Genomic DNA, 25,668 nt, shown 5'->3' on the forward strand with positions numbered 1-25,668 from the left:
TCCTGTTCGCGCATTTGAAGTGAAGGGTTAATCCGTAAAGTTGCGTCACCGGGAAAGCCGGCAACAACGGAGAAAGTGCGGTGAAGAAAGTCTGGAGCGCGGCCGCGGCCGCAACGTTCGCGATGTCGGCCGGGGCCGCTCACGGGCAGGAAGTGTATGTTCACGGCGGCACGCTGGGTCTGGGGATCGGCGGCGCGATGGGGTTGACGTCGTGGGCCGGCGTCCACGCGGAAGTGGAGGGGTTGGGCTTCTCGCATGCCGTACACGTCGACGAAAACCGCTACGACGGCCATTTGAGCCTGAAGCAAGGCGGGCTTTATCTCGATTTGTTCCCGTTTTCCGGCAGCGCGTTTCGCGTGACCGGCGGCGCGCTCATCAACGACGACGAATTGACCGCGCATTCGACGCCGAACGCGCAGGGCAATTACAAGATCGGCGACGACTACGTGCCGGCCGTCGGCGCGGCGCCGTCCGCGAAGGCGACGCTGCCGACCGTGATGCCGTATCTCGGCATCGGTTACGGTCACAAGCCGCAATCGAAGGGTTTCGGCTTCACGTTCGATCTGGGCGTCGCGTATGGCAAGCCGCGCGTCTCGTACAACGTTCCGGCGATCTATTCGAGCTTTACGTCGCAGGCGAATATCGACGAGCAGGAACGCAAGATCACCGAGAGCGTCGAGCGTTACAAGTGGTATCCGGTCGTGCAGCTTGGCGTGACGTATCGCTTTTAACGTGGGCGGGACGCCGCCGCGCGGACGCGAAACTTACAAAAGTTGAACCTCCCGCGCGAGTGAGACTCAATGAAATGAGGCAGGCGCGGCATTTGCGGCACGCATGCCTCGACTCACTCACACGAAAGGCGGACCCAACGATGATCCAGACATTCGAGCAGACCATCGGCGGCCAGCCGATGAAGTTTTGCGCCAGTATCGCGGAAGGCGGCGGACCGCAGCGCGTCATCATCAGCCGGGCGGATTCGGCGGAGTCGCTCGTCATCATCGACGCGGAAGGCATCATCGGCGCGATCAAGGCGGAAGTGGAAGCGCCGGAAAGTTTTGTCGCCGATGCCGTCCGGCTCGCGCAGCAAAAGGCGTTGATCGAACGCGCGCTCGAAACAGGCGAAGTGCAGACGGCCAGTTTGTAACGGCCGGCGCTGCCGCGCCGGTTGCCGTTTCAGAACGAAGAATGCCCGCCCGGCGAGATCGCCGGGCGGGCATTCTTGCTTGTTGCGTGGCCGTTGCGCGCTACAGACGCGGTGCGCCGTTTTTCGGATCGGCGGGAACGAGCGGCGTCGCGGAATCGGGGCCGTCGGGAAGATCGGGATCGTCGGGATTGGGCGGCGCGTCCGGGTCCCGGAGTTCGTCGGGATCGGGATCGGGATCGAGCGGGTCGACAGGCGTCGACATGGCGTTTCTCCTGAAGCGGCCTGCGGGCCGCGCGTTGCACCGGCGTGCGCTAAATCAGCTCGCAACCGGCGTTCCCGGCGCGGGCGTACGGCGTTGCGACTTTTGCGACGTTTGTGGCGTTTGCTGTAGCGTTTGTCGCTTTCGTGGCTCGCACGCGCGGCGGCGCACAAAAAAGCCGATCCGGATATGTCCGGACCGGCTTTCTTTTTTGGCTTGGAGGCTTCAGCGCGGCGCGGGCGCGTCCTTGATGAACAGCGTCGTCACCGCGCCGATCACGCACAGCGCGCCGACGTAGAGCGCGGGCGCCATCGGGTTCGATTTCATCATCAGTGAGACGACGATCGGCGTGAGGCCGCCGAACAGCGCGTATGCGACGTTGTACGAAAACGAGATGCCCGAAAAGCGCACGACCGCCGGGAACGCCTTGACCATCACGAACGGAATCGCGCCGATCACCCCGACCGTGAAGCCGGTGAAGGCGTAGAGCGGCAGCAGCACGGACGGATCGACGGCCAGTTGCTGGAACAGCGCGTAATAGGAAACGCCGAGCGCGACGCAACCGATGAAAATCGTCTTGCCCGCGCCGATCCGGCCCGCAACCGCGCCGGCCGTCACGCAGCCGATGGTGAGGCAGAGCGTCGCGAGACAGTTGGCGATCAGCGCGGTGGCGGGCGCGAAATTGAATTGCTTTTGCAGCAGCGTCGGCGTCATGAGAATCACGACGACGATCGCGGCGGACAGCATCCATGTAAGCAGCATCGAAATGACGACAGCGCGCCGGTGATCGCGCAGCACGGCTTTCAGCGGAATCTCGGCGGCGAGCGACTTGCGTTTCTGCAACTCGGCGAACACGGGCGTTTCATGCAGCCAGCGCCGCAGATACACCGAAAAGAGGCCGAACACGCCGCCGAGCAGGAACGGAATGCGCCACGCGAATTCCGTGACTTCGGCCGCCGCGAAATTCTTGTTGATCGTCGCTGCGACCAGCGAGCCGAGCAGGATGCCGGCGGTGAGACCCGCTGTCAGCGTGCCGCACGCATAGCCGACATGCCGGCTCGGGACGTGTTCCGAGACGAAGACCCAGGCGCCCGGCACTTCGCCGCCCACCGCCGCGCCCTGCATCACGCGGAACAGGAGCAGCAGGACGGGCGCGAACAGGCCGATCGACGCATAGGTGGGCAAAAGTCCCATCAGTAGCGTCGGCACGGACATCAGCAGCACGCTCAGCGTGAACATGCGTTTGCGGCCGAGCAGGTCGCCGAAGTGCGCCATGACGATTCCGCCGAGCGGCCGCGCGAGATATCCCGCCGCGAAGATGCCGAAGGTCTGCAACTGGCGCAGCCAGTCGGGAACGCTCGGCGGAAAGAACAACTGGCCGATCACGGGCGCGAAGAACACGAAGATGATGAAGTCGTAGAACTCGAGTGCGCCGCCGAGCGCGGCGAGCGACAGGGTCTTGTAATCGCTGCCGGTCAGACGGCGGGCGACGGCTGGCGTGGCGCCGCCGATTGGGGTTGCTTGCATCGGTGAAAAGAGTCGGTAGAGGAAAAAAGCCACGCGCGGTGCGTAGAACTAGGCATGGGCCCGACTGCGGAATCGCGATGCGCCGGATAAGCGCCTGGATGAAGCTCGAACTCCGCGGCCGCGTGCGCGACGGGGAAGTCGCGGTGCGGCGAGCGTCCACGCGAGTCTCGATAAAAACGCCGCGCAGAGGGAACTTTCTGCCAAAACGCGCGATTTTACAGGATGAAAGAAGAACCTCATCGACCCGGCGCGCCATTTCGAGACGGAATGACGCCGTTACGCGACAGCGCTGTCCCTCGCGACCCTTATTTTCGGCGAGAACATTCAGAGTTCTCTGATGGGACAACGCCCGGCGCTTGTCCAAAATCGCGCGCTTATCCCGTTCTCGTAACAATTTGCGAGATCGCACGGCGGCGCTTCCGGTGACACGGCGGTCCGCCTCGTCTCCCGCCAACTGGATCGACATCATGCGCGTCGCCGTTCTACAAACTGATTCCGCTCACCGCTTGCTTCTTGGCGATATCGTCAAGCGCCTCGGTCATACTCCCTTGCTTTTCGGCGACGGCCTCGTCATGTCCAAGGCGCTGTCGCGCTCGACGGTCGACATGCTGATCCTCGATTGGCAGACAACGGGCCTTTCCGGCCTCGATCTGCTGAAGTCCGTGCGTTCGAGCGTGGGCGAGCGCGTCCCCGTGATGTTCGTGTCGCCCGAGAACGTGGAGCACAACATCGTGCGCGCGCTTACCGCTGGCGCCGACGATTACGTTCCGTATCCGGTGCGTCCGGGCGAAGTCGGCGCGCGTATCGAAGCGTTGCTGCGCCGCGCTTATCCGGCGACGGCGGCGGGCGGTTTCGAGGTCGGCCCGTATCGTTTCAATTCGCGTCAGCAAACCGTGAGCGTGCGCGGACGCGCGGTGCAACTGAGCGGCACGCAATTCCGGCTCGCTGTGCTGTTCTTCTCGAATGTCGGCCGCGTGCTGTCTCGCGATCACATCTTCGCGATGGTCTGGGGCCGCGAATTCCGCGAAACCACGCGCACGATCGATAGTCATGTGTCGCGCTTGCGGCTCGCGCTCGAAATCGAGCCGGTCAACGATTTCCGCCTGCAGCCTGTCTATAAGAGCGGCTATCGGCTGCTGCACCTGTACGGCGAAGCCGGTGGTGCGATGGATGCGGCGGAAGGGATCGCCGCCTGAAAGCAGTAAAAAAGCCGTCGCGAGACGGCTTTTTTGTATCTACGGTCAAGAAAAACGCGCCTTATTTGCCCGCGATCGTATCGACGGGCGCGAAGTTGCCTTGCGTCACTTTATAGATGGTCACCGGCGCATCCTTCAGATCGCCCTTTGGGTCGTACTGGATCCGCGCGGCGGTCACGCCCCTGATATCCGTCTTCTGCAGATACGAAATGTAAGCTTTCGGATCGGTCGAATTCGCCTGCTTCATCGCGCTGAGCAGCGCCATCGTGCCGTCATAAGCATATGGCGAGTACGTGACGACATCCTGATTGAAGCGCTTCTTGTAACGCGATTCGAACCCGGCGTAACCTGGCATTTTCGTATTCGGCAGCCCGCCCATATAGACGATCGCGCCTTCCGCCGCCGCGCCGCCCACTTTCAGAAACGTCGGCGATTTCGACATTTCGCCCGTGATGAACGTCGCGTTCATGCCCAGTTGACGCAGCTTCTTGATCATCGGCGAGGATTGCGCGTCGCCGCCGCCGTAGAACACGGCGTCCGGTTTCAGCGCTTTCAGCGAGGTCAGGATCGCGGCGAAATCGAGCGCCTTGTCGTTCGTGAAATCGCGCTTGAGCACCGTGCCGCCCGCGGCTTTCACCGCGTCGGCGAATTCGTCGGCGACGCCCTGACCGTAGGCCGTGCGGTCGTCGATGATCGCGATCCGCTGCAGTTTCAAATTCTTCACGGCATAGGTGCCGATAATCGCGCCCGCTTGCGCGTCGCTCGTCAGCAGCCGATATGTGGTCTTGTAGCCGCGCGCCGTGTACTGCGGCGAGGTCGCCATCGAAACTTGCGGCAGATTGGCGCGCTCGTACAAATCCGACGCCGGAATGCTCGTCCCCGAATTGAAATGGCCGACCACGCCATGCACGCCATCGTCGATCAACCGTTGCGCGACCGTCGTGCCGGTGCGCGGATCGGCCTGATCGTCTTCCGACGTGAGTTCGAACTGCACCGGCTTGCCGCCGATCACCGGCTGCGTCGCGTTGAAATCGTCGATGGCGAGCTGCGCGCCTTTCTGCATGTCCGCGCCGTAGTTGGACTGCGGGCCGGTCAGCGGCGCGGCGAAACCGATTTTCACGGTATCCGCGGCGCTGGCGCTCGCGCCAACCACGGCCGTGCTCAAAGCAATTGCGATCTGCAAACTCTGGCGCTTCACCTTCACCTCCCCATGTGGGCCGCGCCGCCGGTGGCTCCGGCGGTTATCGGCAGGACTCGTGACTCGAACTCGGGTTTTGTTGTGATTAAACTTGCGGCAGCGTGGGACGCGTTTCGAGCGAGCGGCGAATCAGCGCTTCGACCTGCTGGCGCTCTTCGCCGACAAGCGGCAGACGCGGCGGGCGGACCGGCTCGGTGCCGAGACCGACCATCGTTTCGGCGAGCTTGATGTTTTGCACGAGCTTGTGCGAGACGTCGAGTGCGAGCAGCGGCGCGAACCAGCGGTAAATCGCGCGCGCTTCTTCGATGCGCCCGGCTTGCAGCAGCTTGTAAATCGCGACGGTTTCCTTCGGGAATGCGCAGACGAGACCCGCCACCCAGCCATGCGCGCCCATCAGGATCGCTTCCATCGCGAGGTTGTCGACGCCGCAGAAGATCGCGTAGCGGTCGCCCACTTCATTGATAAGGTCGGTCACGCGGCGCACGTCGCCGCTCGATTCCTTGATCGCGACGAACTTCTTTTCCTCGGCGAGTTCCGCGAACATTTGCGGGCTGACGTCCACGCCGTACGCGAGCGGATTGTTGTAGACCATCAGCGGTAACGCGCTCGCGCTCGCGACCATCCGAAAGTGGTTCAGCGTTTCACGCCGATCCGACAAATAGCGCAGGCCGGGCAGCACCATGTAACCGGCGGCGCCGTGCTTCGCGCCGCGCTCGGCCTGACGGCAACCGTCGAGCGTGCTGTTTTCCGCGATGGTCAGCAGCACCGGCACGCGGCCCCGGCTTGCATCGACGGCGATATCGAGCACTTCCAGCTTTTCGTCGAGCGACAGCGTGGAGGCTTCGCCGAGCGATCCGCACACGATCACGCCGTCCACGCCTGCGTCGATCTGCGCCTCGACGTTCTTTTTGGTCCAAGCGCGGTCTATGCTGAAATCCGCGTTGAACTTGGTGGTGACGGCGGGCAGGACGCCTTGCCAGATATGTGCCATGAACGTGCTCCTGAAGTGATTGACTGGATCGAAGTGTAAGCACCGAAAATAAGCGCGTCTTGCGCGTTTCGCGCGTGCGAAATGCCGATTTCGGCATAGCGGGTTTACGTTTATCTGGCCGCGAGAAAGGCTTTCTGGGCTTTTTGAGACTTGCTTCCAGTATTGGCGGGAGCGTCTGGATACACGCGCGAATGCGGGATTCCGGCACAACCGGGCCTGCGCTATCCTGCTTTATTTAGACCGGCGTCCGGGAGAGAACGTAAGCCCGAAACCTATGCTGAAATCGTCATCAAAAGCGCATAGTGTCGCCAAGACGCCCGCCGCGCGCATTTCTACGATATCGACATGAAAACCCTCGACATCATTGATTCCCACACGGGCGGTGAACCTACCCGCCTTGTCGTGTCGGGCGGGCCGGATCTCGGCGGCGGAACGCTCGTGGAACGGTTCGAACGCCTGCGCACCCACTTCGACGACTGGCGCGCGGGCGTCGTCACGGAACCGCGCGGCTCGGATGTCGTCGTCGGCGCGCTGCTCTGCGAACCCGACGATCCGGCCAGCGCCGCCGCCGTGATCTTCTTCAACAATGTCGGCTATCTCGGCATGTGCGGCCACGGCACGATCGGGTTGATCGTGTCGCTCGCGCATATGGGGCGGCTCGCGCCGGGGCAGCATCGGATCGAGACGCCGGTCGGCGTGGTCGAGGCGACGCTCAACGCGAACGGCAGCGTCAGCGTGCGCAACGTGCCGGCGTACCGGCATCGGCGCGCGGTCCACGTCGATGTGCCCGGCCACGGTCCGTTTCAGGGCGACGTCGCGTGGGGCGGCAACTGGTTTTTCCTGGTCGCCGAGCACGGGCGCGAACTCGTGCCGGCCAACCTCGCAGAGCTGACCGCGTTCACGGCGGCCATCCGCGATGCGCTCGCGGCGCAGGGCGTGACGGGCGCGCACGGCGCGATGATCGACCACATCGAATTGTTCGCGGATTCGCCGCGCGACGACGCCGATAGCCGCAATTTCGTGCTGTGTCCGGGCAGCGCCTACGACCGCTCGCCGTGCGGCACGGGGACGAGCGCGAAAGTGGCGTGCCTCGCGGCGGACGGCAAGCTGGCGGAAGGCGCGGTCTGGCGGCAGGAAAGCATTATCGGCAGCGTGTTCGAGGCGAGCTATGCCGAGGTGAAGGCGGGCGAGCGGATCGAATTGATCCCGACCATCACCGGGCGCGCGCACATCATGGGCGAAGGGCGGCTGTGTTTCGACGAAACCGATCCGTTTGCGTGGGGCATCCGAACGCCATGAGCGCGGATGCGATCGTGGTCGGCGCGGGCATCGTCGGCGCGGCGTGCGCGGCGGAACTGGCCGCGCACGGCTTGTCGGTGGAGGTGATCGACGCGCGGGGGATCGGCGGCGGGACGACGGCGGCGGGCATGGGCCATGTCGTCGTGATGAACGATTCGCCGGCGGAATTCGCGCTCAGCCGGCTTTCGCGCGAACTTTGGCTCGAACTGGCGCCGCAGTTGCGCGCCTGCGATGCCTTCACGCGTTGCGGGACGCTGTGGGTCGCCGCCGACGACGAAGAACTCGACGCCGCGCGCGACATGCGCGACGCGTTCGCGGTGCAAGGCGTGCGCGCCGACATGCTCGACGCGGCGGCGCTGCGCATGGCCGAACCCGCGCTCGATCCGGCGCTCGCGGGCGGTCTGCTGATTCCCGACGACAGCGTCGTCTACGCGCCGACCGCTAGCGAATGGCTGCTGCGCCAATCGCCGGATGCGCGGCGGATCGGCGTGCGCACGGACTGCGAAGTCGCGAGCGTGCAGCGCGGAGGGGTGACGCTCGCGAGCGGCGAGACGCGGTCGGCGGCGCATGTGGTGATCGCGAACGGGCTGGCCGCGCGCACCTTGTCGCCCGGTTTGCCGCTCGAAGCGAAAAAGGGTCATTTGCTGATAACGGACCGCTATCCTGACGTTATTCGACATCAACTTCTCGAACTCGGCTATATCAAGAGCGCGCATCACGCGACCGGAACTTCGGTCGCGTTCAACGCGCAGCCGCGCCCGACGGGCCAGCTTTTGATCGGATCGTCGCGCCAGTTCGGCACCGAAGATCCGGCCGTCGAAATGGACGTGCTCGCGCGGATGCTCGCGCGCGCCGCACGCTATCTGCCCGCGCTGCCGGCGCTCAACGCGATTCGCGCGTGGACGGGTTTGCGCGCGGCGTCGCCGGACGGTTTGCCGCTGATCGGCGCGGCGGGCGATCCGCGCGACGGAATCTGGGTCGCGGCGGGCCATGAAGGGTTAGGCGTCACGACGTCGCTCGGCACGGCCCGGCTGCTCGCCGCGCAGATGCTCGGGCTGGATCACGCGTTGCCCGCGGCGGCGTTTTCGCCGCAACGTTTTGCACTGGAACACGCGCATGGCTGAACAGGTTTCCATCACGATCGACGGCCATATGGCGCGCGTCCCGGCCTTCACGACCGTCGCGGCGGCGCTGGCGATGCACGCGCGCGACGGTACGCGGCGCTCGGTCGGCGGCGAGCCGCGCAGTGCGCTGTGCGGAATGGGCGTGTGTCAGGAATGCCGGGTTCGTGTCGATGGCCGCGCGCACGTTCTCGGATGCCAGACGTTTTGCCGCGACGGCCTTGTCATCGAGACGACGGCATGAGCGCCGAACATTTCGAAATCGTCGTGATCGGCGCGGGTCCGGCGGGCTTGCGCGCCGCGCAGATTGCCGCGAGCGAAGGCGCGCGCGTCGCGCTGATCGACGATAACCCGCGCCCCGGCGGTCAGATCTGGCGGCAAGGCCCGGCGTTCGCGCCCGCCGCGCCGCTGCAAGACTGGCTCGCAGCCACTCGCGACCACGCCGCGCTCACACTGATGAGCGGCGCGAAAGTCGTCGCGGCGGGTTCGCGCCGCCTTTCGATCGAACGCGCCGACGACAGCGTGGAAATCGGCTACGACGCGCTGATCCTGGCGACCGGCGCGCGCGAGCGGCTGCTGCCATTCGATGGCTGGACGCTGCCCGGCGTGACCGGAGCAGGCAGTTTACAGGCGCTCATCAAAGGCGGGATGCCGGTGGCGGGCGAGCGGCTCGTGATCGCGGGCAGCGGGCCGCTGTTATTCGCGGCGGCGGCGACCGCGAAAGCCTGTGGCGCGGACGTGCTGGCGGTCGTCGAGCAGTCGAGCGCCGCCCGCGTGGCGCGCTTCGGTGTGTCGCTGGCCGCGACGCCCGCAAAGCTGGCGCAGGCCGTGACGCTGCTGGGCGGGATCGGCGTGTCGCGGTATTGGACGGACAGCATGGTCGTTGCGGCAGAAGGCGCGGGGCGCGTCGAATCAGTGACAATTCGTCGTGGCGCGACGGCCCGCACGACCCGGCTTGCCGCCGATCGCGTCGCCTGCGGTTTCGGGCTGGTGCCGAACGTGTCGCTGGCGCAGGCGCTCGGCTGCGTGATTGAGGCGGACGAGGCGGGTGAGGCGGGCTCGATCCGCGTGGACGGCTCGCAGCGCACGTCCGTGAACGGCGTTTTCGCGGCGGGCGAGTGCACGGGCATCGGCGGGATGGAGCGCGCGGCCGCTGAAGGCGCGCTGGCGGCGTATGCGGCGCTGAATATCGACGACGCACGCAGTTCCGAAGCGCGGCGCGCGCGCGAGCGCTGGCATCGGTTTGCGGCGCGAGTCGAGCGGGCGTTCGAACTCGGCGATGGCGCGCGCGCCGTGCCGTCTGCGGCCACGCTCTTGTGCCGCTGCGAGGACGTGAGCGTCGGCGCGGTGGCCGAGCACGCAAACTGGCGCGACGCGAAACTGCACACGCGCTGCGGCATGGGCGCGTGTCAGGGACGGATTTGCGGCGCGGCGGCGCAACTGTATTTCGGCTGGGACGCGCCCGCGCCACGGCCGCCGTTCAGCCCGGCGCGGATCGGCACGTTGATCGCGGCGGGAGCGTCATGCGTCGATAGCGCCGTCGAACCGGACGCGTCGTAACGCGTTTGCAGGCCGCGGGCGGACCAATTTTGGCGCGCCGCTGCGGCCCCTATAATCGAGCGCACCACTCACGGACAACGCCCACGAATCGCGATGGACACGCCCGACTCACTTTCCGCGCCCACGGGCTTACCGGACGTCAAGAACGTCACCGGCCTGCGCGGGATGCTGCAGCATTTCATGCTGCTCGAACCCGTCTTCGACGCAATGCCGGACGTCGTGTTTTTCGTGAAGGACGAAGCCGCGCGTTACGCGATGGTCAACCGCACACTCGCCCGGCGTTGCGGGCAAAAAGACAAGCACGCGCTGATCGGCAAGACGGCGGAAGATGTGTTCCCGCGCCGATTCGGGCGCATCTACACGGCGCAGGACAAGTCGATCATCGCGCAGGGAATGCAGTTGATCGACCAGCTCGAACTGCATCTGTATCCGGCGCGCGAGCCCGGCTGGTGCATGACCTGCAAGCAGCCGCTGCATGACGCCGATGGCCGCGTGGTCGGCCTCGCCGGCATTTCGCGCGATCTGCAAGCCGCCGAAGGCACGCATCCGGCGTACAGCCGGCTTGCCGCCGTGGTTCTATATATTCAGGAAAATTTCGTCCAGCCGCTCAACATGCGCGAGCTCGCGGCGATGGCGAGCATGTCGATCGCGCAGCTCGAACGCTACTTTCACAAGGTTTTCCACCTTACGCCGCGCCAGGTGCTGCTGAAAACGCGGCTCGACGCGGCGACCGCGCTGCTCGTCTCCCACGACAAAGTCACGGACGTCGCCGCGCTTTGCGGCTACACGGATCACAGCGCATTCACGCGCCAGTTCAAGGCGACAGTCGGCGTCACGCCGACGGAATACCGGTCGCTGCTGCACGCACCCGCCAGCCCGCCGGTTGTCCCGTCAGCCGGCTGAAATCCTCCTACGATAAACGCTTAAAACCGGCGATCCGGAATTTACACGGCGAGGCACCGTAATGGCGCGTGCCGCGTGCTCGCTGCGGTCTCGAAATTCGCTGTGAGCCTTGCGTGGCAAGGGGTGGATGCGCGCGGCCCGGATTTTGCTAAAAAGGGTCCGGTGGCGATGAGGCATACTCTCGCCCGGGGCAATTACTACCGCGCGGCGCTATGGCACCGGCGTGCGCGGCAATCATACGGTGTCGTCGGAATTCGAGCCGCTTTTGCGGGTCCATGTCACTGGGGCCGCGCGGCAGTTGAGATGAGCTGGCACGGGAATTCCGTTTTTTGCTGTATCGAAAAGAAAATGATGAATGAAGTAGCGAGACTGGGGCATGCGCGGATTGTTCTGATCGAGGACGATCTGGAGAGCAGGGAAGCACTGCGGATGTTGCTGGAAGAGGAAGGCGCGGATGTCACCGCCGTGGCCGACGCCGAAGACGGCGCGGAGACCGCGATACGTATCCTGCCCGATGCAGTGATCTGCGATATCGATTTACCGATGATGGACGGCTTTTATCTCATCCAGCGTCTGCGCGACCACGAGATTCGCGGCAACTTGCCGGCGTCGGTAGCGATCGCGCTGACGGGGCATGAGGAAGAGGAATACCGGCTGCGCAGTATCGGCGAAGGGTTCCAGCACTTCATGACGAAGCCCGCGCATCCGGATGCGCTCGTCAAGTTGTTGCGCGATTCGCTCGATGCGCGGGTTTTGCTTTAGGGCGGTTTTTTGGCCGGTTTTTTAGCCGGTTTTTTAGGCCGTTTGTGGGGCATTTCTGCGGCTTTCTCATGGCGTCACGTTGCGTGACGCCATGAGCTTGGTGCCGCTCGACCTGCGGCGCTACGAGCGGTCGCGGCTGCGCACGCGCGTCGCGCCGGTAATCACCGCGATGCCGAGCATGATGACCGCGACGATCATCACCGTGTGCTGCGCGACGTGCATCGCGATGAGCGCCCACGAGACGCCACCGATCAGAATGAGCCACCCCAGTAGGTAGATTACGAGGGTCATTGAATTCTCCTTTTGCGCGGGTTTTGGGTTTGTGTGTGGAGGGCGATCGACTGGTTGGGTTCGCAGTCGGCTCGCGCTGTCAGGTCGGGATGATAAGCGGGCTTTTGGAAAAACGCCTTATGTTCGACGCGGATGGGGCAGAAGTTCAAGGGGGCGCGGGGGCGGAGTATCTCCGGGTGTGCGGAGGGGCACAGCAGAAATTGACCATCTGCCGTGATGCCGGGGTTATCTCCGCATGGCGGAGGAATCGTCGAACCACGCCACCGGTTGCGCCAATACGGCGGTCTATCACTGCTTGCGGAGGAACCGGCTGCGATGTCTCCGATGAGGCGACGGAAATGGGTCTATCTTCGCGTATTTGATGGACCGGCGCCCGGCAAAACGCCTCTATCCATGCGATGAGTCTATCTCCGCGTGCGCGGAGGAACCGTGCGGCGTGCCATCAATATCGTGGCTCCAGTGGGTCTATCTCCGCGTGCGCGGAGGAACCGCGTTATCGAGTCGATACGATCCGACATTGTTGGGTCTATCTCCGCGTGCGCGGAGGGACCGAAATTCGACGCCCTCGAACTGCGCGAGGATAGGGTCTATCTCCGCGTGCGCGGAGGAACCAAATCGTCAACGTGCAGCCGGGGTCTATCTCCGCGTGCGCGGAGGAACCATGCCGATTCATCGACCGGCTTCGTGGCGACCGGGTCTATCTCCGCGTGCGCGGAGGAACCGACACGATTACCGGCAAGATCAACGGCCGGCCGGGTCTATCTCCGCGTGCGCGGAGGAACCTGTGCACGATCTCGATGCCCGCGCGCGCCTTGAGGTCTATCTCCGCGTGCGCGGAGGAACCATGGTGACGCCGCGGCTCGCAATGGCGCCCGAGGGTCTATCTCCGCGTGCGCGGAGGAACCGTCGATTGTCATTTCTTCTAGCGCGAAGTCGCGGGTCTATCTCCGCGTGCGCGGAGGAACCGAGTGGGACAGACGGGCTGACACCGATGATCGGGGTCTATCTCCGCGTGCGCGGAGGAACCTTGTACTCAAGCTTGCGCAATAACGCCTGATAGGGTCTATCTCCGCGTGCGCGGAGGAACCCAACGTGCGGACCGCTTTGTTGCGATAGATGACGGTCTATCTCCGCGTGCGCGGAGGAACCCTTCAGACCGCCGCCCAAAACGAATTTCAATCGGGTCTATCTCCGCGTGCGCGGAGGAACCCGGCTGCGCTCGGACCTTGCTCAAGCACGGCGGGTCTATCTCCGCGTGCGCGGAGGAACCTGTCCTAAGGAGAGATCCATGTCTACAATCCTGGGTCTATCTCCGCGTGCGCGGAGGAACCCCAATGCAACATCCCTTAAAGCATTGTCAGTAAGGTCTATCTCCGCGTGCGCGGAGGAACCTATTCGCAGGAGAGCGATCCGACCACGAACGCGGGTCTATCTCCGCGTGCGCGGAGGAACCGTCTGTGTGATGGGGATGGGCTGTCAGTTCGTGGGTCTATCTCCGCGTGCGCGGAGGAACCTCTACCCTATAACTCCTTGACCCAAAAGGAGAAACCGTATTCCCCATCTAAATTTCAAAAGAGCGGATCGAAGCAAGAATCGCGCTTAACCACGCGCCTACGCCACTCCCGCCGCCCCGAACAATACCACCACCCACCCCACACCCCTCAACCCTGTGGTACAACTTCGCACGCCATTTTCCACACAAAAAACCTCCATGCTAACCGTCCATCACCTCAACAATTCGCGCTCGCAACGCGTGCTCTGGATGCTGGAAGAACTCGGCGTCGAGTACGAACTCAAGCGCTATCAACGCGATCCGAAAACCATGCTCGCGCCGCCCGAACTGCGCGCCGTGCATCCGCTCGGCAAGTCGCCCATCATCACCGACGACGGCCAGACCATCGTCGAATCGGGCGCGATCATCGAATATCTGGTCGAGCGTTACGGACAGGGACGTTTCGCGCCGCCGCACGGGACCTCGCCCGAACGTCTGCGCTACACCTACTGGATGCACTACGCCGAAGGTTCGGCCATGCCGCCGCTGCTGCTGAAGCTCGTCGCGTTGCGCATCGGCAGCGCGCCGATGCCGTTCTTCGTCAAGCCGATCGCGCGCCGTATCGCATCGACCATGCAAAGCAGCTTCATCGATCCGCAACTCAAACTCCACTTCGGCTATGTGAACAACGAGCTGGCGAAGTCGGAATGGTTCGTCGGCGATGAATTCAGCGCCGCCGACGTCCAGATGAGCTTCCCGCTCGAAGCCGCGGGCCAGCGCGCCGGCGCGAAGGAACTGCCGCATATCCGCGCGTTCCTCGCCCGCATCCACGCTCGCCCCGCGTACCAGCGCGCGCTCGCGCGCGGCGGCAAATACGACTTCGCGGACTGACCCGAAACCGCGCCTAGGCCGAACGGACGAATGGACGAACCACCGGGCGCGTTGCGTACAATGGCACGCTGTGAATAAGCGCTGAACGCGCGATGACGCACGCGCCGGGCGACCCCGCCGGGCGGCCATCAACGCGGCGCAAACCTCAGTCAAACCCAAGGCGAAGCATGGCGAGAATCGTTCCCGACGACTGGAAAAACCTCGAAGCGACCGGCGCGGCCGTGCGCGAGCTCGAAACGCTGTCGCTGCTCGAACGTCTCCCCGACGACTACACCGTCTATCACGGCGTCCACTGGACCCGCATCAACGAAGGCTTTTCGGTCTTCGGCGAGGCGGATTTCGTGGTGGTCGCGCCGTCGGGCCGCGTGCTCGTGATCGAGCAGAAGGCCGGCTTCCTGCGCGAAACGCCCGGCGGCCTTGTAAAGGTCTATCTGCAGAAGGAACGCAACGTCGCAATCCAGCTTGCCCGCACGCTCGAAAACTTGCATCGGCGCTTCACGGCGGCTTTCGGCGCGGGCACATACCGCATCGAGGAACTGCTGTATTGCCCGGACTACACGGTCAAAGATGCGTCGATTGCAGGCGTGCCGGCAGCGCGTATCGTCGATGCAAGCCGCAAGGCCTCGTTGCCTTCCGTCGTGCTGGAAATCCTGCCGCCCGACGAACCGCGCTTCGAGTCGTCGGCCCGCATTCACCATTTTCTCGCCGACGAACTCGCGCTCACGCCCGATACGAACGCGCTCGTCGGTCAGGCCGACACGCTCGTGACGCGGCTGTCGGGCGGTCTTGCAACTTGGGCGCGGCGGCTGGAATTCTCGCCGTTCCGGCTGCGCGTGATCGGCACGGCGGGCTCGGGCAAGACTCAACTGGCTGTCCAGGCAATGCGCGATGCCGTCGCGAAAGGCCGTTCCGTCCTTTATGTGTGCTTCAACCGGCCGCTCGCCGATCACATTCGCCTTGTCGCGCCGCGCGAGGCGAAAATCGCGAATTATCACCAATTGAGTGCGCAAGTTGCGCGCGACGCCGGCACGCCGCCGGATTTCAGCCACCCGAACGTTTTCACGACGCTGGAGGAGCGCTTTCTCGACGTGGCGGTGCCGGAGCACTGGAAGTTCGACGTGTTGATCGTCGACGAAGGGCAGGATTTTCAGGCCGCGTGGGTGGCCGCGCTCGAACGGCTGCTGAAGCCCGACGGCGCGTGGTGGTGGCTCGAAGATCCGATGCAAAATCTCTATTTTCGCGAGCCGGTGCCGCTGCCCGGCTGGACGACGCTGCGCGAAACCACCAACTACCGCAGCCCGCGCGACTTGCTTGCGTACATTCGGCGGATCGTCGGGCGTGAGGTTCGGCTGGATGCGGGCAGTCCGTTCGACGGCTCGGAAGTGAGCGTGTCGACTTATCGCGACGGACATCCGGACGAGGTGATCGAAGCCACCAAACGCGCGATCACGCAGGCGCTCGCGCTCGGTTTCCGCAAGCAGGACATCGCGGTGCTGTCGTTTCGCGGACGCGAAGGGTCGGTGCTGACCGCGCTCGAACATCTCGGCCCGCACCGGCTGCACAGCTTCACCGGCGCCTACGATTTGTTCGGCAACCCTGAGTATCGCGAGGGCGATGTGCTGCTCGAATCGATCTACCGGTTCAAGGGACAATCCGCGCCGTGCGTGATCCTGACCGAAGTGGATTTCGACGCGCTCGACGAACAGGTCGCGCGCAAATTCTTCGTCGGCGCGACGCGGGCAACGATGAAACTGATCGTCGTGGCATCCGAACGCGCCGCGCGGACGTTCGAACAGCAGCACTGAGGCGGCTTCACATGATGCAAATTTTTTACCGGACTGCCTTGCCGCTGCTGCTCGCAATCCCTTTTTTCCTGCTGCCGCAAGCGTCGCGCGCCGCGCCGCTCACGCTCGACATCCAAGGCCAGATCGCGAAAACGAACGACGCGGCGCACAGCGTCTATCGCATGTCCGGGGCCGAACTGCTCGCGCTACCCGTCCATTCGATCACGACATCCACGATCTGGACGCCCCGCGCCACGTTCACCGGCCCGCTGTTGAGCGATGTGCTGAAGTTCGTCGGCGGGAAGGGCGATCAGGTGGAACTGCGCACGCTCGACGACTACGCGGTCACCGTGTCCGTCGCGGAAGCGGTGCGCTACGGCGCGATTCTCGCCTACACCATGGACGGCCGACGCCTGAAAGTGCGCGATTTCGGCCCGCTTTTCCTGATTTATCCCCGCGACGCGTACCCGGCCGAACTGACGGGCGCGCTCGCCGACGCGAAATTCGTATGGCAGGTCAAAGGGCTTATTCTCAAGTGACACGGCCCTGGCTGCGCAGGCTCTGGTACGCCGCGCTGATCGCGTTGTCGATCGCGCCGCCCATCGGCGCGGTGAGCTACATGCTCTATTCCGGGCTGCTCGTGCGCGAAACCACGCATCAGGTCGTCGTGCCTTACGACGGCTTCTACTGGGACGCCGCGCAGTTCCAGGTCGCTTATGGCCGCTTCGCGAACCAGGTGCTGCTGTACCGCAACGGAATCGACGACGACCCGGACGATCTGCGCATGCGCTTCGAAATTCTGGAGTCGAAGCTCGGCATCGTTTCCGCGTCCACCGAGATGCTCGCGAACCATCCCGCGCTGCGCAGCCGGCAGGAAGAAATCCTGCGCCAGTTGCGCACCGCGATCGCGTCGATGGGCCAGGAACTCGACGCCGCGCTGAGCGACACCGAAACCGCGAGCGACGGCGGCCAGCACACGCTGCGTATCGTCGGCGTGCTGCGGCAGAATCTCGACGCCGTGACGGAACTCGCCAACGGCCGGCGCACGGTGGACGTGGGCGACCGCGAAGGCATCATCCGCGACATCGAGACGAAGCGTCACTATCTGCTCTACGGCGGCGTTTTGCTCGCGCTGCTGTCCACGGTCGCGACCACTTTGCTGCTTTTGAACGGCTACCGGCGCACGCGGCTGATCCATCAGCAGCGCGCCGCGCTCGACGCCGAGCATCAGGCGACGCGCGCCGCGCGCGAGGCGAGCCTCGCGAAGGACACGTTTCTCGGCATGATCAGCCACGAATTGCGCACGCCGTTGCACGCGATCGTTTCGTCGGTGGAATTGCTTGGGCTGAACCTGCACAGCGACGCCGACCGCAAGGTCATTCAGCGGCTCGAAACCGGCGCGCGGCACCTGGAAGCGCAGATGCGCGACCTGACCGATTACGCCCGGCTCGGCGCGGGCAAGCTCGAACTGCGCATGAGCGTGTTCGATCCGGCGGCGCTGCTGGAATCGATCGTCGATGCGAATACGCCCGGCGCAATCGAGAAAGGGCTGCAACTGCGCGGCGAGTTTATCGGCGAGCGCGGGCCGCTTTATTCCGATCAGCACCGGCTGCGGCAGATCGTCACGAATCTCGTGACCAACGCGATCAAATACACCGATACCGGTTCGATCGACGTGCGTTTCGAGTGCTCGGCCGAGCGCCTCGATATTTCCGTGACCGATACCGGGCCGGGCATTCCGCGCGAACAATTGCCGCTGATCTTCAAGGAATTCACGCAACTGGACTCATCGACCACCCGGCGTTTCGACGGCGCGGGCATGGGCCTCGCGATCGTGCGGGGGCTGGCCGATCTGCTTGGCGGTCATGTCGAAGTGTCGAGCGAGGTGGGGCAAGGCGCGGTGTTTCGCGTGAGTTTTCCGGCGTCGCGAATCTCCGCGCTGCCCGAACGCGATGCCGAGACCGCCGCGCTGCCGCCGCTCAGGAAAGCGCGCGTGCTGGTGATCGACGATCACGAGGCGATCCGCGAGTCGCTGATGGAAATGCTGACGCATCTGGGGTATGCGAGCGTCGGCATGCACGACGTGGACACGGCGCTCGCGTGGCTGGCGTCGAACGAAGCGGACGTAATCCTGGCCGATCTGCACATGCCGGGCAAGGACGGCTACACCTTCGCCGACGAATACCGTTCGCGCGAAGCGCCGGGCGCGAGCGTGCCGATTATCGCGGTGAGCGCGCATGCGCCGGAACTCGTCGATCCGGGCGCGGCCATCCTGTTCTTCGATTACCTGCTGAAACCGGTCCGCTACGAAGTGCTGAAAGGCGCGCTGCAACGCGCGGTCACCGCCACGCGGCGTCCGCGCGGCGAGCCCTAGCTGCGCAAAAGCCGCTTCGACAGGTCGGCCACGAGAATCGCGAGACGCGCCGGCTTCTCGAAACACGCGACGTTGTAATCGCGGATGATCTCGCTGATTTCCGACTCGCTCGCCTTGCCGGTCGTGAGTTCCCCGGTGAGCACGAACACGGGCGCGTCGGGATTGTCGGACGCGCGCACGGCGCGGATCGCGCCGGCGGACGTGTGCGAGCCGAACAGCCAGTCGATCACCACGGCGTCGAACACCTGCGACTGCAGTGCGTCGGCGAATGCGTCGAGTCCGTAGAACGCGCTCGCCGTGAAGCCGCTTTGTTCAAGATAGTCGTGCAGGTTGTCGGCGGAGGCGCGGTCGTCGTCCACCACCGCGATCACCGGCTTTTCGACGTCGGCGCGGCGCGGCAGGATTTCGATCTTGTGGACATCGAACGCGGCGTGCAGCAACACGCCTTCATGCTTGCAGATGAGCCAGCGGTTGTTCAGTTTCTGCGCGGTGAAATCCGGACGGCTGCCCGCATCGAGCGGCGCGCCGACCCACGCCATGCACGGAATTTCGACCGAACCGAGCTTGAACACGGCGTCGTGCGCGGTGCCTTCGGTGTCGTCGGCGACGGCGTTTTTAGCGTCGAAAAGCTGCAACGCGGGTTCGTCGAATGCGTCCGCCACACGGCGGATCTGGGCGAGCGTCCAAGGACTATTGCCGCGCAGTTTGCGATGACCCTGCGAAAAACTTAAGTCGAGAATGCGGCAAAGTTCCGCGGTCTGCTGCCGCTTGCCGATGCCGTGCCGGCTCATGAGTTCACGCACGCGCTCGGCGACCGAGAGCGATTCCAAAGATGACGTTTCTGTGACCATACAGCCGGATTCTGCCGAAAAGAGACACGCGCGAGTGGGCGCAGAGCGCGCCGCGCACCAATAGGCGACGCGGCGCAGTGCGGGGTCGCGCAAGCCTTGCGACGGACGCGTCCATTGTAAACGGGCGCGCGCCGCTTCGCTTCACGCGCACTGATCAATCGACAGGTTCGATCGCACGGCGGCATCAATGTTCAGATTTATTACGCTTGGCGGCCCGCTTGATGTCCTGCGCGGCGAACCTTCCGCGCCGTCGCGCTTCTAAACCGGGCGAACTCGAACCTGTTGATGCAATCGCATCCGCCCGCGCGACGAACTGTGGCCGACGGGTTCGAATTTATCGTGATACTTTGCAAGTGAATACTTCGCTTTGCGCGCGCAAACGCCGCGAAGCGACCGGCAATAACCCCAAACCCAACGGCGACAGACATGAACGTAGAAGCGAAGCGGCGAGCGCAGGACGAGTTGCTGGACACCGCTCGCGATGAGCAAAAGCTGGTGTCCATTTTTTTGGTCAACGGCATCCGCCTGATCGGCCATATCGAATCGTTCGATCATTATGTGTTGCTGCTGAAATCGGCCGGCGTCACGCAGGCCATCTACAAGCACGCGATCTCGACCATTCAGGAAGATTCGGGACGGCCGCCGTCGTCGCCGCGCACCGGCACGGGCGGCCCACGTACTGGCGGACATGGCGCCGGCCGAGGCGCGTACAAGCGCGGTCCGGGCTAAAAACGCAGTCGATCCGGTTTCGCTATCGCGTCATCGTGTTCTCGAATTGTCCGGCTATTGGCGTTCCACTATAGTGGCGACACAAACCCGACAGAGGAGACACGATGAACCAGATTGACCTGGCAGGACGCACGGTTGTCATCACCGGCGGCGCGCGCGGCATCGGCTACGCGGTGGCCGAACGAGCGCTCAAGTCCGGCGCGGAAGTCGCGCTTTGGGATATCGACGGCGAACGTCTCGACCGTGCGCGTGGCGAATTGTCGCGTCTCGGCAAGGTCAGTGCGTCGGTGGTCGAACTGACCGAGGAAGCGTCGGTGGAAGCCGCCGTGCAGGCCGCGCTCGGCGCGCACGGCAAGATCGACGTGCTCGTGAACTGCGCGGGCATTACCGGCGGCAACGGCTCGACGTGGGAACTGGCGCCGGACGTGTGGCGGCGGGTGATCGACGTGAATCTGATCGGCCCGTACCTGACCTGCCGCGCCGTCGTGCCGCACATGCTGAAGGCGGGCTACGGACGGATCGTGAATATTGCGTCCGTGGCGGGCAAGGAAGGGAACCCGAACGCGTCGCACTACAGCGCGTCGAAGGCTGGGTTGATCGGTCTCACGAAGTCGCTCGGCAAGGAACTCGCCACGCGCGGCATTCTCGTGAACGCGGTCACGCCCGCGGCGGCCAAGACCGAAATTTTCGATTCGATGTCGCAGCAGCACATCGACTACATGCTCTCCAAAATTCCGATGAACCGTTTCCTGCTGCCCGAGGAAGCGGCTTCGCTCATTCTCTGGCTGAGTTCCGAGGATTGCGCGTTCAGCACCGGCTCGGTGTTCGATCTGTCGGGCGGCCGCGCGACGTACTAAGCGCGCTTGCTCGAAAGCATAAGCAAAATCATAAACACACGACGCGGCCCTCAAGCCGCGCGCGCCGACACGCCTCGACGTGCCTGAAAAAGGCCTCAGGAGACAAGCATGAGCGACCCCGCTATCGCGGAGGACGCGGCGACAGGCAAGGTCATGCGCCGCCTGCTGCCGTTCCTTCTGTTGATGTACATCCTCGCGTTTCTCGACCGCGCGAATATCGGTTTTGCGCAAAAGGCGCTGCAGCAGGACACCGGGCTGTCGAACGCGGCGTTCGCGTTCGGCGCGGGCGTGTTCTTCGTCGGTTATGCGCTGTTCGAGGTGCCGAGCAACTTGCTGCTGCATCGGGTCGGCGCGCGTCTCTGGATGTGCCGCATCATGGTGACGTGGGGCCTCGTGTCGGCGGCGATGGCCTTCGCGCACTCGTCCACCGCGTTCTACGCATTGCGCTTCATGCTCGGCGTGGCGGAAGCCGGCTTCTTTCCCGGCATCGTCTATTACCTCACGCGATGGTTCCCGCAATCGGCCCGTGCTCGCGCACTCGGCGTGTTCTATTTCGGCGCGCCGCTCGCGTTCATCTTCGGCAGCCCGCTGTCGGGGATGTTGCTCGAATTGCACGGCGCGCTGGGTTTCGCGGGCTGGCAGTGGCTCTTTCTGGTGGAAGGCGGCCTCGCTTCGGCGGTGGGCGTGTGGGCGTTCTGGTATCTCGATAACGATCCGTCCAAGGCGCGCTGGCTGACCGCGACCGAACGCGACGTGCTGATGGCGCGCATCGGTCACGACGCGCGCACCGCGTCGTCGCACGGCCCGAAAAGCGTGCTCGCCGCGCTGGTCGATACGCGTGTGCTGTTGCTCTCGGCGATCTATTTCCTCATCCAGCTTTCCGTCTACGGCGTGATTTTCTATCTGCCGCAGCAGGTCGCGGCGCTGCTCGGCACGAAGGTCGGGTTGCAGGTCGGCCTCGTGACGGCCATTCCGTGGCTGTGCGCGGTCGCGGTGACGTGGTTCGTGCCGCGCCGCGCCGACCGCAGCGGCGCGCACCGGCCGCTCGCGATCGCCATGCTCGTGATGGCCGGCGTGGGAATCGCGGTGTCGGGACTGGCGCATCAGCCGATTGTTTCGCTAATCGCGCTGTGTTTCGCCGCGAGCGGCTTTATCGCCGCGCAGCCGCTGTTCTGGACATTTCCGACGCGCTACCTGAGCGGCGCGGCCGCTGCTGCCGCCATCGCGCTGATCAATTCGCTCGGCAGCCTCGGCGGATTCGTCGCGCCGATGGCCCGCACCGCCGCCGAGGGCATGGCGTCGTCGACGAGCGCCGGACTGGTCCTGCTCGGCGCGTCGAGTGTGCTTGCGGCGCTCGCGATCTTCGTGTTCGTGCGGCAACCCGAACTCACCGGCTACGCGCAGACGAAGCCGATCAAAGCGTCCTGAATCTCAAATCTCTCAAACGGAGTTCGACATGTCCATGCCCACCATCCGGCAAGTCCGCGCCTTTACCGTGCGAGGCGGCGGCGCCGATTACCACGATCAGGGCGCCGATCACTGGATCGACGATCACATTTCCACGCCGATGGCGCGCTATCCCGAATATCGCCAGAGCCGGCAGTCGTTCGGGCTCAATGTGCTCGGCTCGCTGGTCGTCGAAATCGAGGCGAGCGACGGCACGGTCGGCTTCGCGGTCACGACGGGCGGCGAGATCGGCGCGTTTATCGTGGAAAAGCATCTGGCGCGCTTTCTGGAAGGCCAGCGCGTGACGGACATCGAGAAGATGTGGGATCAGATGTACGCGGCCACGCTGTTCTACGGGCGCAAGGGCATCGTGCTGAATGCCATCTCCGGCGTCGATCTGGCGCTCTGGGATCTGCTCGCGAAGGTGCGCCAGGAACCGGTGTTTCAGTTGCTCGGCGGCCCGGTGCGCGACGAACTCCAGTTCTACGCGACCGGCGCGCGGCCGGATCTGGCGAAGGAAATGGGGTTTATCGGCGGGAAGATGCCGTTGCAGCACGGTCCGGCGGAAGGCGAGGAAGGGCTGGCGAAAAATATCGCGAAGCTCGCGGATATGCGCTCGAAGGTCGGCGACGACTTCTGGCTGATGTTCGACTGCTGGATGAGCCTTGATCTGACCTACGCAAAACGTCTCGCCGATGCCGCGCGCGAGCACGGCCTGAAGTGGATCGAAGAGGCGCTTCCGCCCGACGATTATTGGGGTTACGCCGAACTGCGGCGCTCGGTGCCGCGGGGCATGATGGTGACGACCGGCGAGCACGAGGCGACGCGCTGGGGTTTCCGGATGCTGCTCGAAATGGGCTGCGCCGACCTCATTCAGCCGGATGTCGGCTGGTGCGGCGGGATCACCGAACTCATCAAGATTTCGGCGCTCGCCGACGCGCACAACGTGCTGGTCGTGCCGCACGGTTCCTCGGTGTACAGCTATCACTTCGTCGTGACGCGCCACAATTCGCCGTTCGCCGAGTTCCTGATGATGGCGCCGAAAGCCGATGAAGTCGTGCCGATGTTCACGCCGCTCTTGCTCGACGAACCGGTGCCGGTCAATGGCCGCATGAAGGTGCCCGAGACGCCGGGCTTCGGCGTGCGCCTGAATCCGGAATGCACGCTCACGCGACCCTACACACATTGAGGTGAACGACGTGCTGCTCGAAAACAAAGTGGTTATCGTGACGGGTGGATCGCGCGGGATTGGACGCGCGATCGCGGTGGCGTGCGCGCGCGAAGGCGCGGACGTGGCGATCAATTACTGGGGCGACAACGACCGGTCGTATGGACGGTTGTCGGCGGTCGGGGAAGTCGTGGGCGAGATCGAAGCGCTCGGGCGACGGGTGATCGCGGTGGAAGGCAATGTCGCGGATCGCGCGAGCGCGCCCGAACTGGTGAAACGCACCGTGGAAGCGTTCGGACACGTGGACGTGCTCGCCAGCAACGCGGGAATTTGTCCGTTTCACGCGTTTCTCGACATGCCGGCCGAGGTGCTTGAAACCACGGTCGGGGTGAATCTGAACGGCGCGTTCTATGTGACGCAGGCGGTCGCGAACCAGATGAAGGCGCAGGGCACGGGCGGCGCGATCGTCGCGACGAGTTCGATCAGCGCGCTCGTCGGCGGCGCGATGCAGACGCATTACACGCCGACGAAAGCGGGCGTCCATTCGCTGATGCAATCGTGCGCCATCGCGCTCGGGCCTTACGGCATTCGCTGTAATTCCGTGATGCCGGGCACGATCGCGACCGACCTGAACGCCGAAGATCTCGCCGATACCGAAAAGCGCGCGTACATGGAAAAACGCATTCCGCTCGGCCGTCTGGGCGCGCCGGACGACGTGGCGCAGTGCGTCGTGTTTCTCGCGTCCGACCGGGCGCGCTACGTGACCGGCGCATCGCTGCTCGTGGACGGCGGCTTGTTCGTCAATCTCCAGTAACGGTGTGCGCGGAATATTTGCGCAGCAGCGCGATGAAGTATTCCGCGGGTTCGCTCAAGGTTTCGAATTTGCGCCGCAGCAGGCCGAAACCCGACAGGCTCTTGCCGATCTCGACGGGCAATTCGGTCAGCAACCGCGCGCGCAGATAATCGCGGACGACGGATTCCGGCAGCATCGCGATGGCATCGCAGTTCTGCAGCAGTTGCAGCGTCGCGAAGATCGACGCGCATTCGACGATGTTGGTCGGCGATGCCAGCCCGGCATGCGCGAGTTCTTCTTCGAACAGCGCGCGCGCCGGACTCGTGATGGGTTGCAGAATCCACGGCCATGCGATCAACCGGTCGAGCAGCAACGCACGGTCGGCGGCGAGCGGATGTGCCGCTCGCACGACCAGCCGCATCTGTTCGCGCGCGAGCGGTTCGAAGTCGAAGTCGTTGTGTTGGAGCGGCGTGGTCAGACGCCCGAGCGCGAGATCGACTTCGCGGCGGTGCAGCAGTTGCACCACCTGGTCGCTGGTTTCGCCGAGAATCCGCACGTTGAGCAGCGGCCGTTCCGATTTGAGTTCGGCGACCGCCATCGCGAGCATGTCGGGCGCCGCGCCCATGATCGCGCCGACGGTCAGTTGGCCGTGGCCGCCGCGCCGCTTGCTTTCGAGATCGGCGGCGAAACGGTTCAGGTCGGCAAGCGAGCGGCGCGCGTAGGCGAGCGTGGCGACGCCGAGCGAAGTGGGCTGCATCCCGCGCGCGTTGCGCTCGAACAGCAGGAAGCCGAACGCTTCCTCGATATCGGACAGCATGCGGCTCGCGCTCGGTTGCGCCACGTTGATGGCGTCGGCGGCCTGATGGAGATTGCGGGCGTCGTCGAGTGCGACGAGCAGCGCGAGGTGCTTGAATTTCAGTCGGTTGACGAGGGCGAGCTGCGACACATTCTGGTTCATTCGGCGGTCCGGCAAGCGATACGGTTTTGCGATCGGCCAATCCCACTTTCGGATTGTGATGTTATCGGTTGGCG

25 protein-coding genes and 1 CRISPR repeat array are annotated in these 25,668 nt (G+C 64.4%); of the genes, 18 read left to right on the forward strand and 7 right to left on the reverse strand.

The features are described from left to right. The first annotated feature begins 80 nt into the window (after nt 1-80). A complete protein-coding gene (locus AC3D25_RS25490) occupies nt 81-731 on the forward strand; it encodes a hypothetical protein (protein ID WP_488891264.1) in 651 nt (216 codons plus the stop codon). A 140-nt stretch (nt 732-871) separates the two neighbouring features. After that, nucleotides 872-1,144, forward strand: coding sequence for a hypothetical protein (locus tag AC3D25_RS25495; protein WP_488891265.1), 273 nt, complete (start codon nt 872-874; stop codon nt 1,142-1,144). A 100-nt stretch (nt 1,145-1,244) separates the two neighbouring features. Here AC3D25_RS25495 and AC3D25_RS25500 read toward each other — a convergent pair whose 3' ends face one another. Continuing rightward, nucleotides 1,245-1,406, reverse strand: a complete 162-nt coding sequence (locus AC3D25_RS25500) for a hypothetical protein (RefSeq protein ID WP_488891266.1) — start codon at nt 1,404-1,406, stop codon at nt 1,245-1,247. 222 nt (nt 1,407-1,628) lie between these two features. Continuing rightward, complete coding sequence (locus AC3D25_RS25505; protein WP_488891267.1) at nt 1,629-2,930, reverse strand: MFS transporter; 1,302 nt, start codon at nt 2,928-2,930, stop codon at nt 1,629-1,631. A 467-nt stretch (nt 2,931-3,397) separates the two neighbouring features. On the opposite strand from AC3D25_RS25505, the gene AC3D25_RS25510 reads away from it, so the two are divergent. Next, a complete protein-coding gene (locus AC3D25_RS25510; RefSeq protein ID WP_488891268.1) occupies nt 3,398-4,126 on the forward strand; it encodes a response regulator transcription factor in 729 nt (242 codons plus the stop codon). A gap of 61 nt (nt 4,127-4,187) precedes the next feature. Here AC3D25_RS25510 and AC3D25_RS25515 read toward each other — a convergent pair whose 3' ends face one another. Continuing rightward, the gene (locus AC3D25_RS25515; protein WP_488891269.1) at nt 4,188-5,324 is read right to left on the reverse strand and encodes a branched-chain amino acid ABC transporter substrate-binding protein; all 1,137 of its coding nucleotides are present in this window, start codon (nt 5,322-5,324) and stop codon (nt 4,188-4,190) included. 85 nt (nt 5,325-5,409) lie between these two features. Beyond that, nucleotides 5,410-6,315 carry a dihydrodipicolinate synthase family protein gene (locus AC3D25_RS25520; RefSeq protein ID WP_488891270.1) on the reverse strand — a complete coding sequence of 302 codons (906 nt, stop codon included), beginning with the start codon at nt 6,313-6,315 and terminating at the stop codon, nt 5,410-5,412. A gap of 345 nt (nt 6,316-6,660) precedes the next feature. Here AC3D25_RS25520 and AC3D25_RS25525 point away from each other — a divergent pair, with 345 nt between their 5' ends. From AC3D25_RS25525 to AC3D25_RS25550, 6 genes are all read left to right on the forward strand, one after another. Then, nucleotides 6,661-7,614 carry a 4-hydroxyproline epimerase gene (locus AC3D25_RS25525; RefSeq protein ID WP_488891271.1) on the forward strand — a complete coding sequence of 318 codons (954 nt, stop codon included), beginning with the start codon at nt 6,661-6,663 and terminating at the stop codon, nt 7,612-7,614. Then, entirely contained in the window at nt 7,611-8,738 is a 1,128-nt protein-coding gene (locus tag AC3D25_RS25530; RefSeq protein WP_488891272.1) for an NAD(P)/FAD-dependent oxidoreductase, read from the forward strand. The genes AC3D25_RS25525 and AC3D25_RS25530 overlap by 4 nt, the downstream gene beginning before the upstream one ends. Further along, nucleotides 8,731-8,979, forward strand: coding sequence for a (2Fe-2S)-binding protein (locus AC3D25_RS25535; RefSeq protein ID WP_488891273.1), 249 nt, complete (start codon nt 8,731-8,733; stop codon nt 8,977-8,979). Before AC3D25_RS25530 ends, AC3D25_RS25535 begins: the two co-directional genes overlap by 8 nt. Beyond that, nucleotides 8,976-10,295 (forward strand): FAD-dependent oxidoreductase, encoded by a 1,320-nt coding sequence (locus AC3D25_RS25540; protein WP_488891274.1) that lies wholly within the window; start codon nt 8,976-8,978, stop codon nt 10,293-10,295. The genes AC3D25_RS25535 and AC3D25_RS25540 overlap by 4 nt, the downstream gene beginning before the upstream one ends. A gap of 165 nt (nt 10,296-10,460) precedes the next feature. Next, on the forward strand, nt 10,461-11,198 hold the full coding sequence (locus AC3D25_RS25545; RefSeq protein ID WP_488892153.1) for a helix-turn-helix domain-containing protein: 738 nt from the start codon (nt 10,461-10,463) through the stop codon (nt 11,196-11,198). A gap of 348 nt (nt 11,199-11,546) precedes the next feature. Beyond that, on the forward strand, nt 11,547-11,960 hold the full coding sequence (locus tag AC3D25_RS25550) for a response regulator (RefSeq protein WP_488891275.1): 414 nt from the start codon (nt 11,547-11,549) through the stop codon (nt 11,958-11,960). Between the two features lie 120 nt (nt 11,961-12,080). Here AC3D25_RS25550 and AC3D25_RS25555 read toward each other — a convergent pair whose 3' ends face one another. Beyond that, nucleotides 12,081-12,251 carry a hypothetical protein gene (locus AC3D25_RS25555; protein WP_488891276.1) on the reverse strand — a complete coding sequence of 57 codons (171 nt, stop codon included), beginning with the start codon at nt 12,249-12,251 and terminating at the stop codon, nt 12,081-12,083. 400 nt (nt 12,252-12,651) lie between these two features. Continuing rightward, a CRISPR array of direct repeats spans nt 12,652-13,765; the repeat unit is 29 nt; unit sequence GGGTCTATCTCCGCGTGCGCGGAGGAACC. Nucleotides 13,766-13,962: 197 nt separating this feature from the next. Here AC3D25_RS25555 and AC3D25_RS25560 point away from each other — a divergent pair. The 4 genes from AC3D25_RS25560 (at nt 13,963) to AC3D25_RS25575 (ending at nt 18,792) form a co-directional block, all read left to right on the forward strand. Further along, nucleotides 13,963-14,634, forward strand: coding sequence for a glutathione S-transferase family protein (locus tag AC3D25_RS25560; RefSeq protein WP_488891277.1), 672 nt, complete (start codon nt 13,963-13,965; stop codon nt 14,632-14,634). Nucleotides 14,635-14,801: 167 nt separating this feature from the next. Further along, on the forward strand, nt 14,802-16,439 hold the full coding sequence (locus AC3D25_RS25565) for an ATP-binding domain-containing protein (protein ID WP_488891278.1): 1,638 nt from the start codon (nt 14,802-14,804) through the stop codon (nt 16,437-16,439). Nucleotides 16,440-16,450: 11 nt separating this feature from the next. After that, entirely contained in the window at nt 16,451-16,957 is a 507-nt protein-coding gene (locus tag AC3D25_RS25570; protein WP_488891279.1) for a putative pterin-binding protein, read from the forward strand. Next, entirely contained in the window at nt 16,927-18,792 is a 1,866-nt protein-coding gene (locus AC3D25_RS25575) for an ATP-binding response regulator (RefSeq protein WP_488891280.1), read from the forward strand. The genes AC3D25_RS25570 and AC3D25_RS25575 overlap by 31 nt, the downstream gene beginning before the upstream one ends. Here AC3D25_RS25575 and AC3D25_RS25580 read toward each other — a convergent pair. Then, the gene (locus AC3D25_RS25580; RefSeq protein ID WP_488891281.1) at nt 18,789-19,643 is read right to left on the reverse strand and encodes a helix-turn-helix domain-containing protein; all 855 of its coding nucleotides are present in this window, start codon (nt 19,641-19,643) and stop codon (nt 18,789-18,791) included. The genes AC3D25_RS25575 and AC3D25_RS25580 overlap by 4 nt on opposite strands. A 426-nt stretch (nt 19,644-20,069) precedes the next feature. Between AC3D25_RS25580 and hfq the strand changes: the two genes are divergently transcribed. From hfq to lra1, 5 genes are all read left to right on the forward strand, one after another. Then, nucleotides 20,070-20,372, forward strand: a complete 303-nt coding sequence (hfq, locus tag AC3D25_RS25585) for an RNA chaperone Hfq (protein ID WP_488891282.1) — start codon at nt 20,070-20,072, stop codon at nt 20,370-20,372. 104 nt (nt 20,373-20,476) lie between these two features. Continuing rightward, nucleotides 20,477-21,229, forward strand: coding sequence for an SDR family NAD(P)-dependent oxidoreductase (locus AC3D25_RS25590; RefSeq protein ID WP_488891283.1), 753 nt, complete (start codon nt 20,477-20,479; stop codon nt 21,227-21,229). Nucleotides 21,230-21,337: 108 nt separating this feature from the next. Continuing rightward, complete coding sequence (locus AC3D25_RS25595; protein WP_488891284.1) at nt 21,338-22,657, forward strand: MFS transporter; 1,320 nt, start codon at nt 21,338-21,340, stop codon at nt 22,655-22,657. 28 nt (nt 22,658-22,685) lie between these two features. After that, a complete protein-coding gene (rhmD, locus tag AC3D25_RS25600) occupies nt 22,686-23,864 on the forward strand; it encodes an L-rhamnonate dehydratase (RefSeq protein WP_488891285.1) in 1,179 nt (392 codons plus the stop codon). Between the two features lie 10 nt (nt 23,865-23,874). Then, nucleotides 23,875-24,657 carry an L-rhamnose 1-dehydrogenase Lra1 gene (gene lra1, locus AC3D25_RS25605; protein ID WP_488891286.1) on the forward strand — a complete coding sequence of 261 codons (783 nt, stop codon included), beginning with the start codon at nt 23,875-23,877 and terminating at the stop codon, nt 24,655-24,657. Here the strand turns inward: lra1 and AC3D25_RS25610 are convergent. Continuing rightward, a complete protein-coding gene (locus tag AC3D25_RS25610; protein ID WP_488891287.1) occupies nt 24,644-25,594 on the reverse strand; it encodes a LysR family transcriptional regulator in 951 nt (316 codons plus the stop codon). The genes lra1 and AC3D25_RS25610 overlap by 14 nt on opposite strands. Nucleotides 25,595-25,668: the final 74 nt, after the last annotated feature.

The sequence above is a fragment of the Caballeronia sp. SL1002 genome, assembly GCF_057814995.1.

What these genes read in the sequence shown, in the direction of transcription:
- AC3D25_RS25495 (WP_488891265.1), top strand. Translation starts at nt 872, where the DNA reads ATGATCCAGACATTCGAGCAGACCATCGGCGGCCAGCCGATGAAGTTT.
- AC3D25_RS25500 (WP_488891266.1), bottom strand. Translation starts at nt 1,406, where the DNA reads ATGTCGACGCCTGTCGACCCGCTCGATCCCGATCCCGATCCCGACGAA.
- AC3D25_RS25505 (WP_488891267.1), bottom strand. Translation starts at nt 2,930, where the DNA reads ATGCAAGCAACCCCAATCGGCGGCGCCACGCCAGCCGTCGCCCGCCGT.
- AC3D25_RS25510 (WP_488891268.1), top strand. Translation starts at nt 3,398, where the DNA reads ATGCGCGTCGCCGTTCTACAAACTGATTCCGCTCACCGCTTGCTTCTT.
- AC3D25_RS25520 (WP_488891270.1), bottom strand. Translation starts at nt 6,315, where the DNA reads ATGGCACATATCTGGCAAGGCGTCCTGCCCGCCGTCACCACCAAGTTC.
- AC3D25_RS25525 (WP_488891271.1), top strand. Translation starts at nt 6,661, where the DNA reads ATGAAAACCCTCGACATCATTGATTCCCACACGGGCGGTGAACCTACC.
- AC3D25_RS25530 (WP_488891272.1), top strand. Translation starts at nt 7,611, where the DNA reads ATGAGCGCGGATGCGATCGTGGTCGGCGCGGGCATCGTCGGCGCGGCG.
- AC3D25_RS25535 (WP_488891273.1), top strand. Translation starts at nt 8,731, where the DNA reads ATGGCTGAACAGGTTTCCATCACGATCGACGGCCATATGGCGCGCGTC.
- AC3D25_RS25540 (WP_488891274.1), top strand. Translation starts at nt 8,976, where the DNA reads ATGAGCGCCGAACATTTCGAAATCGTCGTGATCGGCGCGGGTCCGGCG.
- AC3D25_RS25545 (WP_488892153.1), top strand. Translation starts at nt 10,461, where the DNA reads ATGCTGCAGCATTTCATGCTGCTCGAACCCGTCTTCGACGCAATGCCG.
- AC3D25_RS25550 (WP_488891275.1), top strand. Translation starts at nt 11,547, where the DNA reads ATGATGAATGAAGTAGCGAGACTGGGGCATGCGCGGATTGTTCTGATC.
- AC3D25_RS25555 (WP_488891276.1), bottom strand. Translation starts at nt 12,251, where the DNA reads ATGACCCTCGTAATCTACCTACTGGGGTGGCTCATTCTGATCGGTGGC.
- AC3D25_RS25560 (WP_488891277.1), top strand. Translation starts at nt 13,963, where the DNA reads ATGCTAACCGTCCATCACCTCAACAATTCGCGCTCGCAACGCGTGCTC.
- AC3D25_RS25565 (WP_488891278.1), top strand. Translation starts at nt 14,802, where the DNA reads ATGGCGAGAATCGTTCCCGACGACTGGAAAAACCTCGAAGCGACCGGC.
- AC3D25_RS25570 (WP_488891279.1), top strand. Translation starts at nt 16,451, where the DNA reads ATGATGCAAATTTTTTACCGGACTGCCTTGCCGCTGCTGCTCGCAATC.
- AC3D25_RS25575 (WP_488891280.1), top strand. Translation starts at nt 16,927, where the DNA reads ATGGCAGGTCAAAGGGCTTATTCTCAAGTGACACGGCCCTGGCTGCGC.
- AC3D25_RS25580 (WP_488891281.1), bottom strand. Translation starts at nt 19,643, where the DNA reads ATGGTCACAGAAACGTCATCTTTGGAATCGCTCTCGGTCGCCGAGCGC.
- hfq (WP_488891282.1), top strand. Translation starts at nt 20,070, where the DNA reads ATGAACGTAGAAGCGAAGCGGCGAGCGCAGGACGAGTTGCTGGACACC.
- AC3D25_RS25590 (WP_488891283.1), top strand. Translation starts at nt 20,477, where the DNA reads ATGAACCAGATTGACCTGGCAGGACGCACGGTTGTCATCACCGGCGGC.
- AC3D25_RS25595 (WP_488891284.1), top strand. Translation starts at nt 21,338, where the DNA reads ATGAGCGACCCCGCTATCGCGGAGGACGCGGCGACAGGCAAGGTCATG.
- rhmD (WP_488891285.1), top strand. Translation starts at nt 22,686, where the DNA reads ATGTCCATGCCCACCATCCGGCAAGTCCGCGCCTTTACCGTGCGAGGC.
- AC3D25_RS25610 (WP_488891287.1), bottom strand. Translation starts at nt 25,594, where the DNA reads ATGAACCAGAATGTGTCGCAGCTCGCCCTCGTCAACCGACTGAAATTC.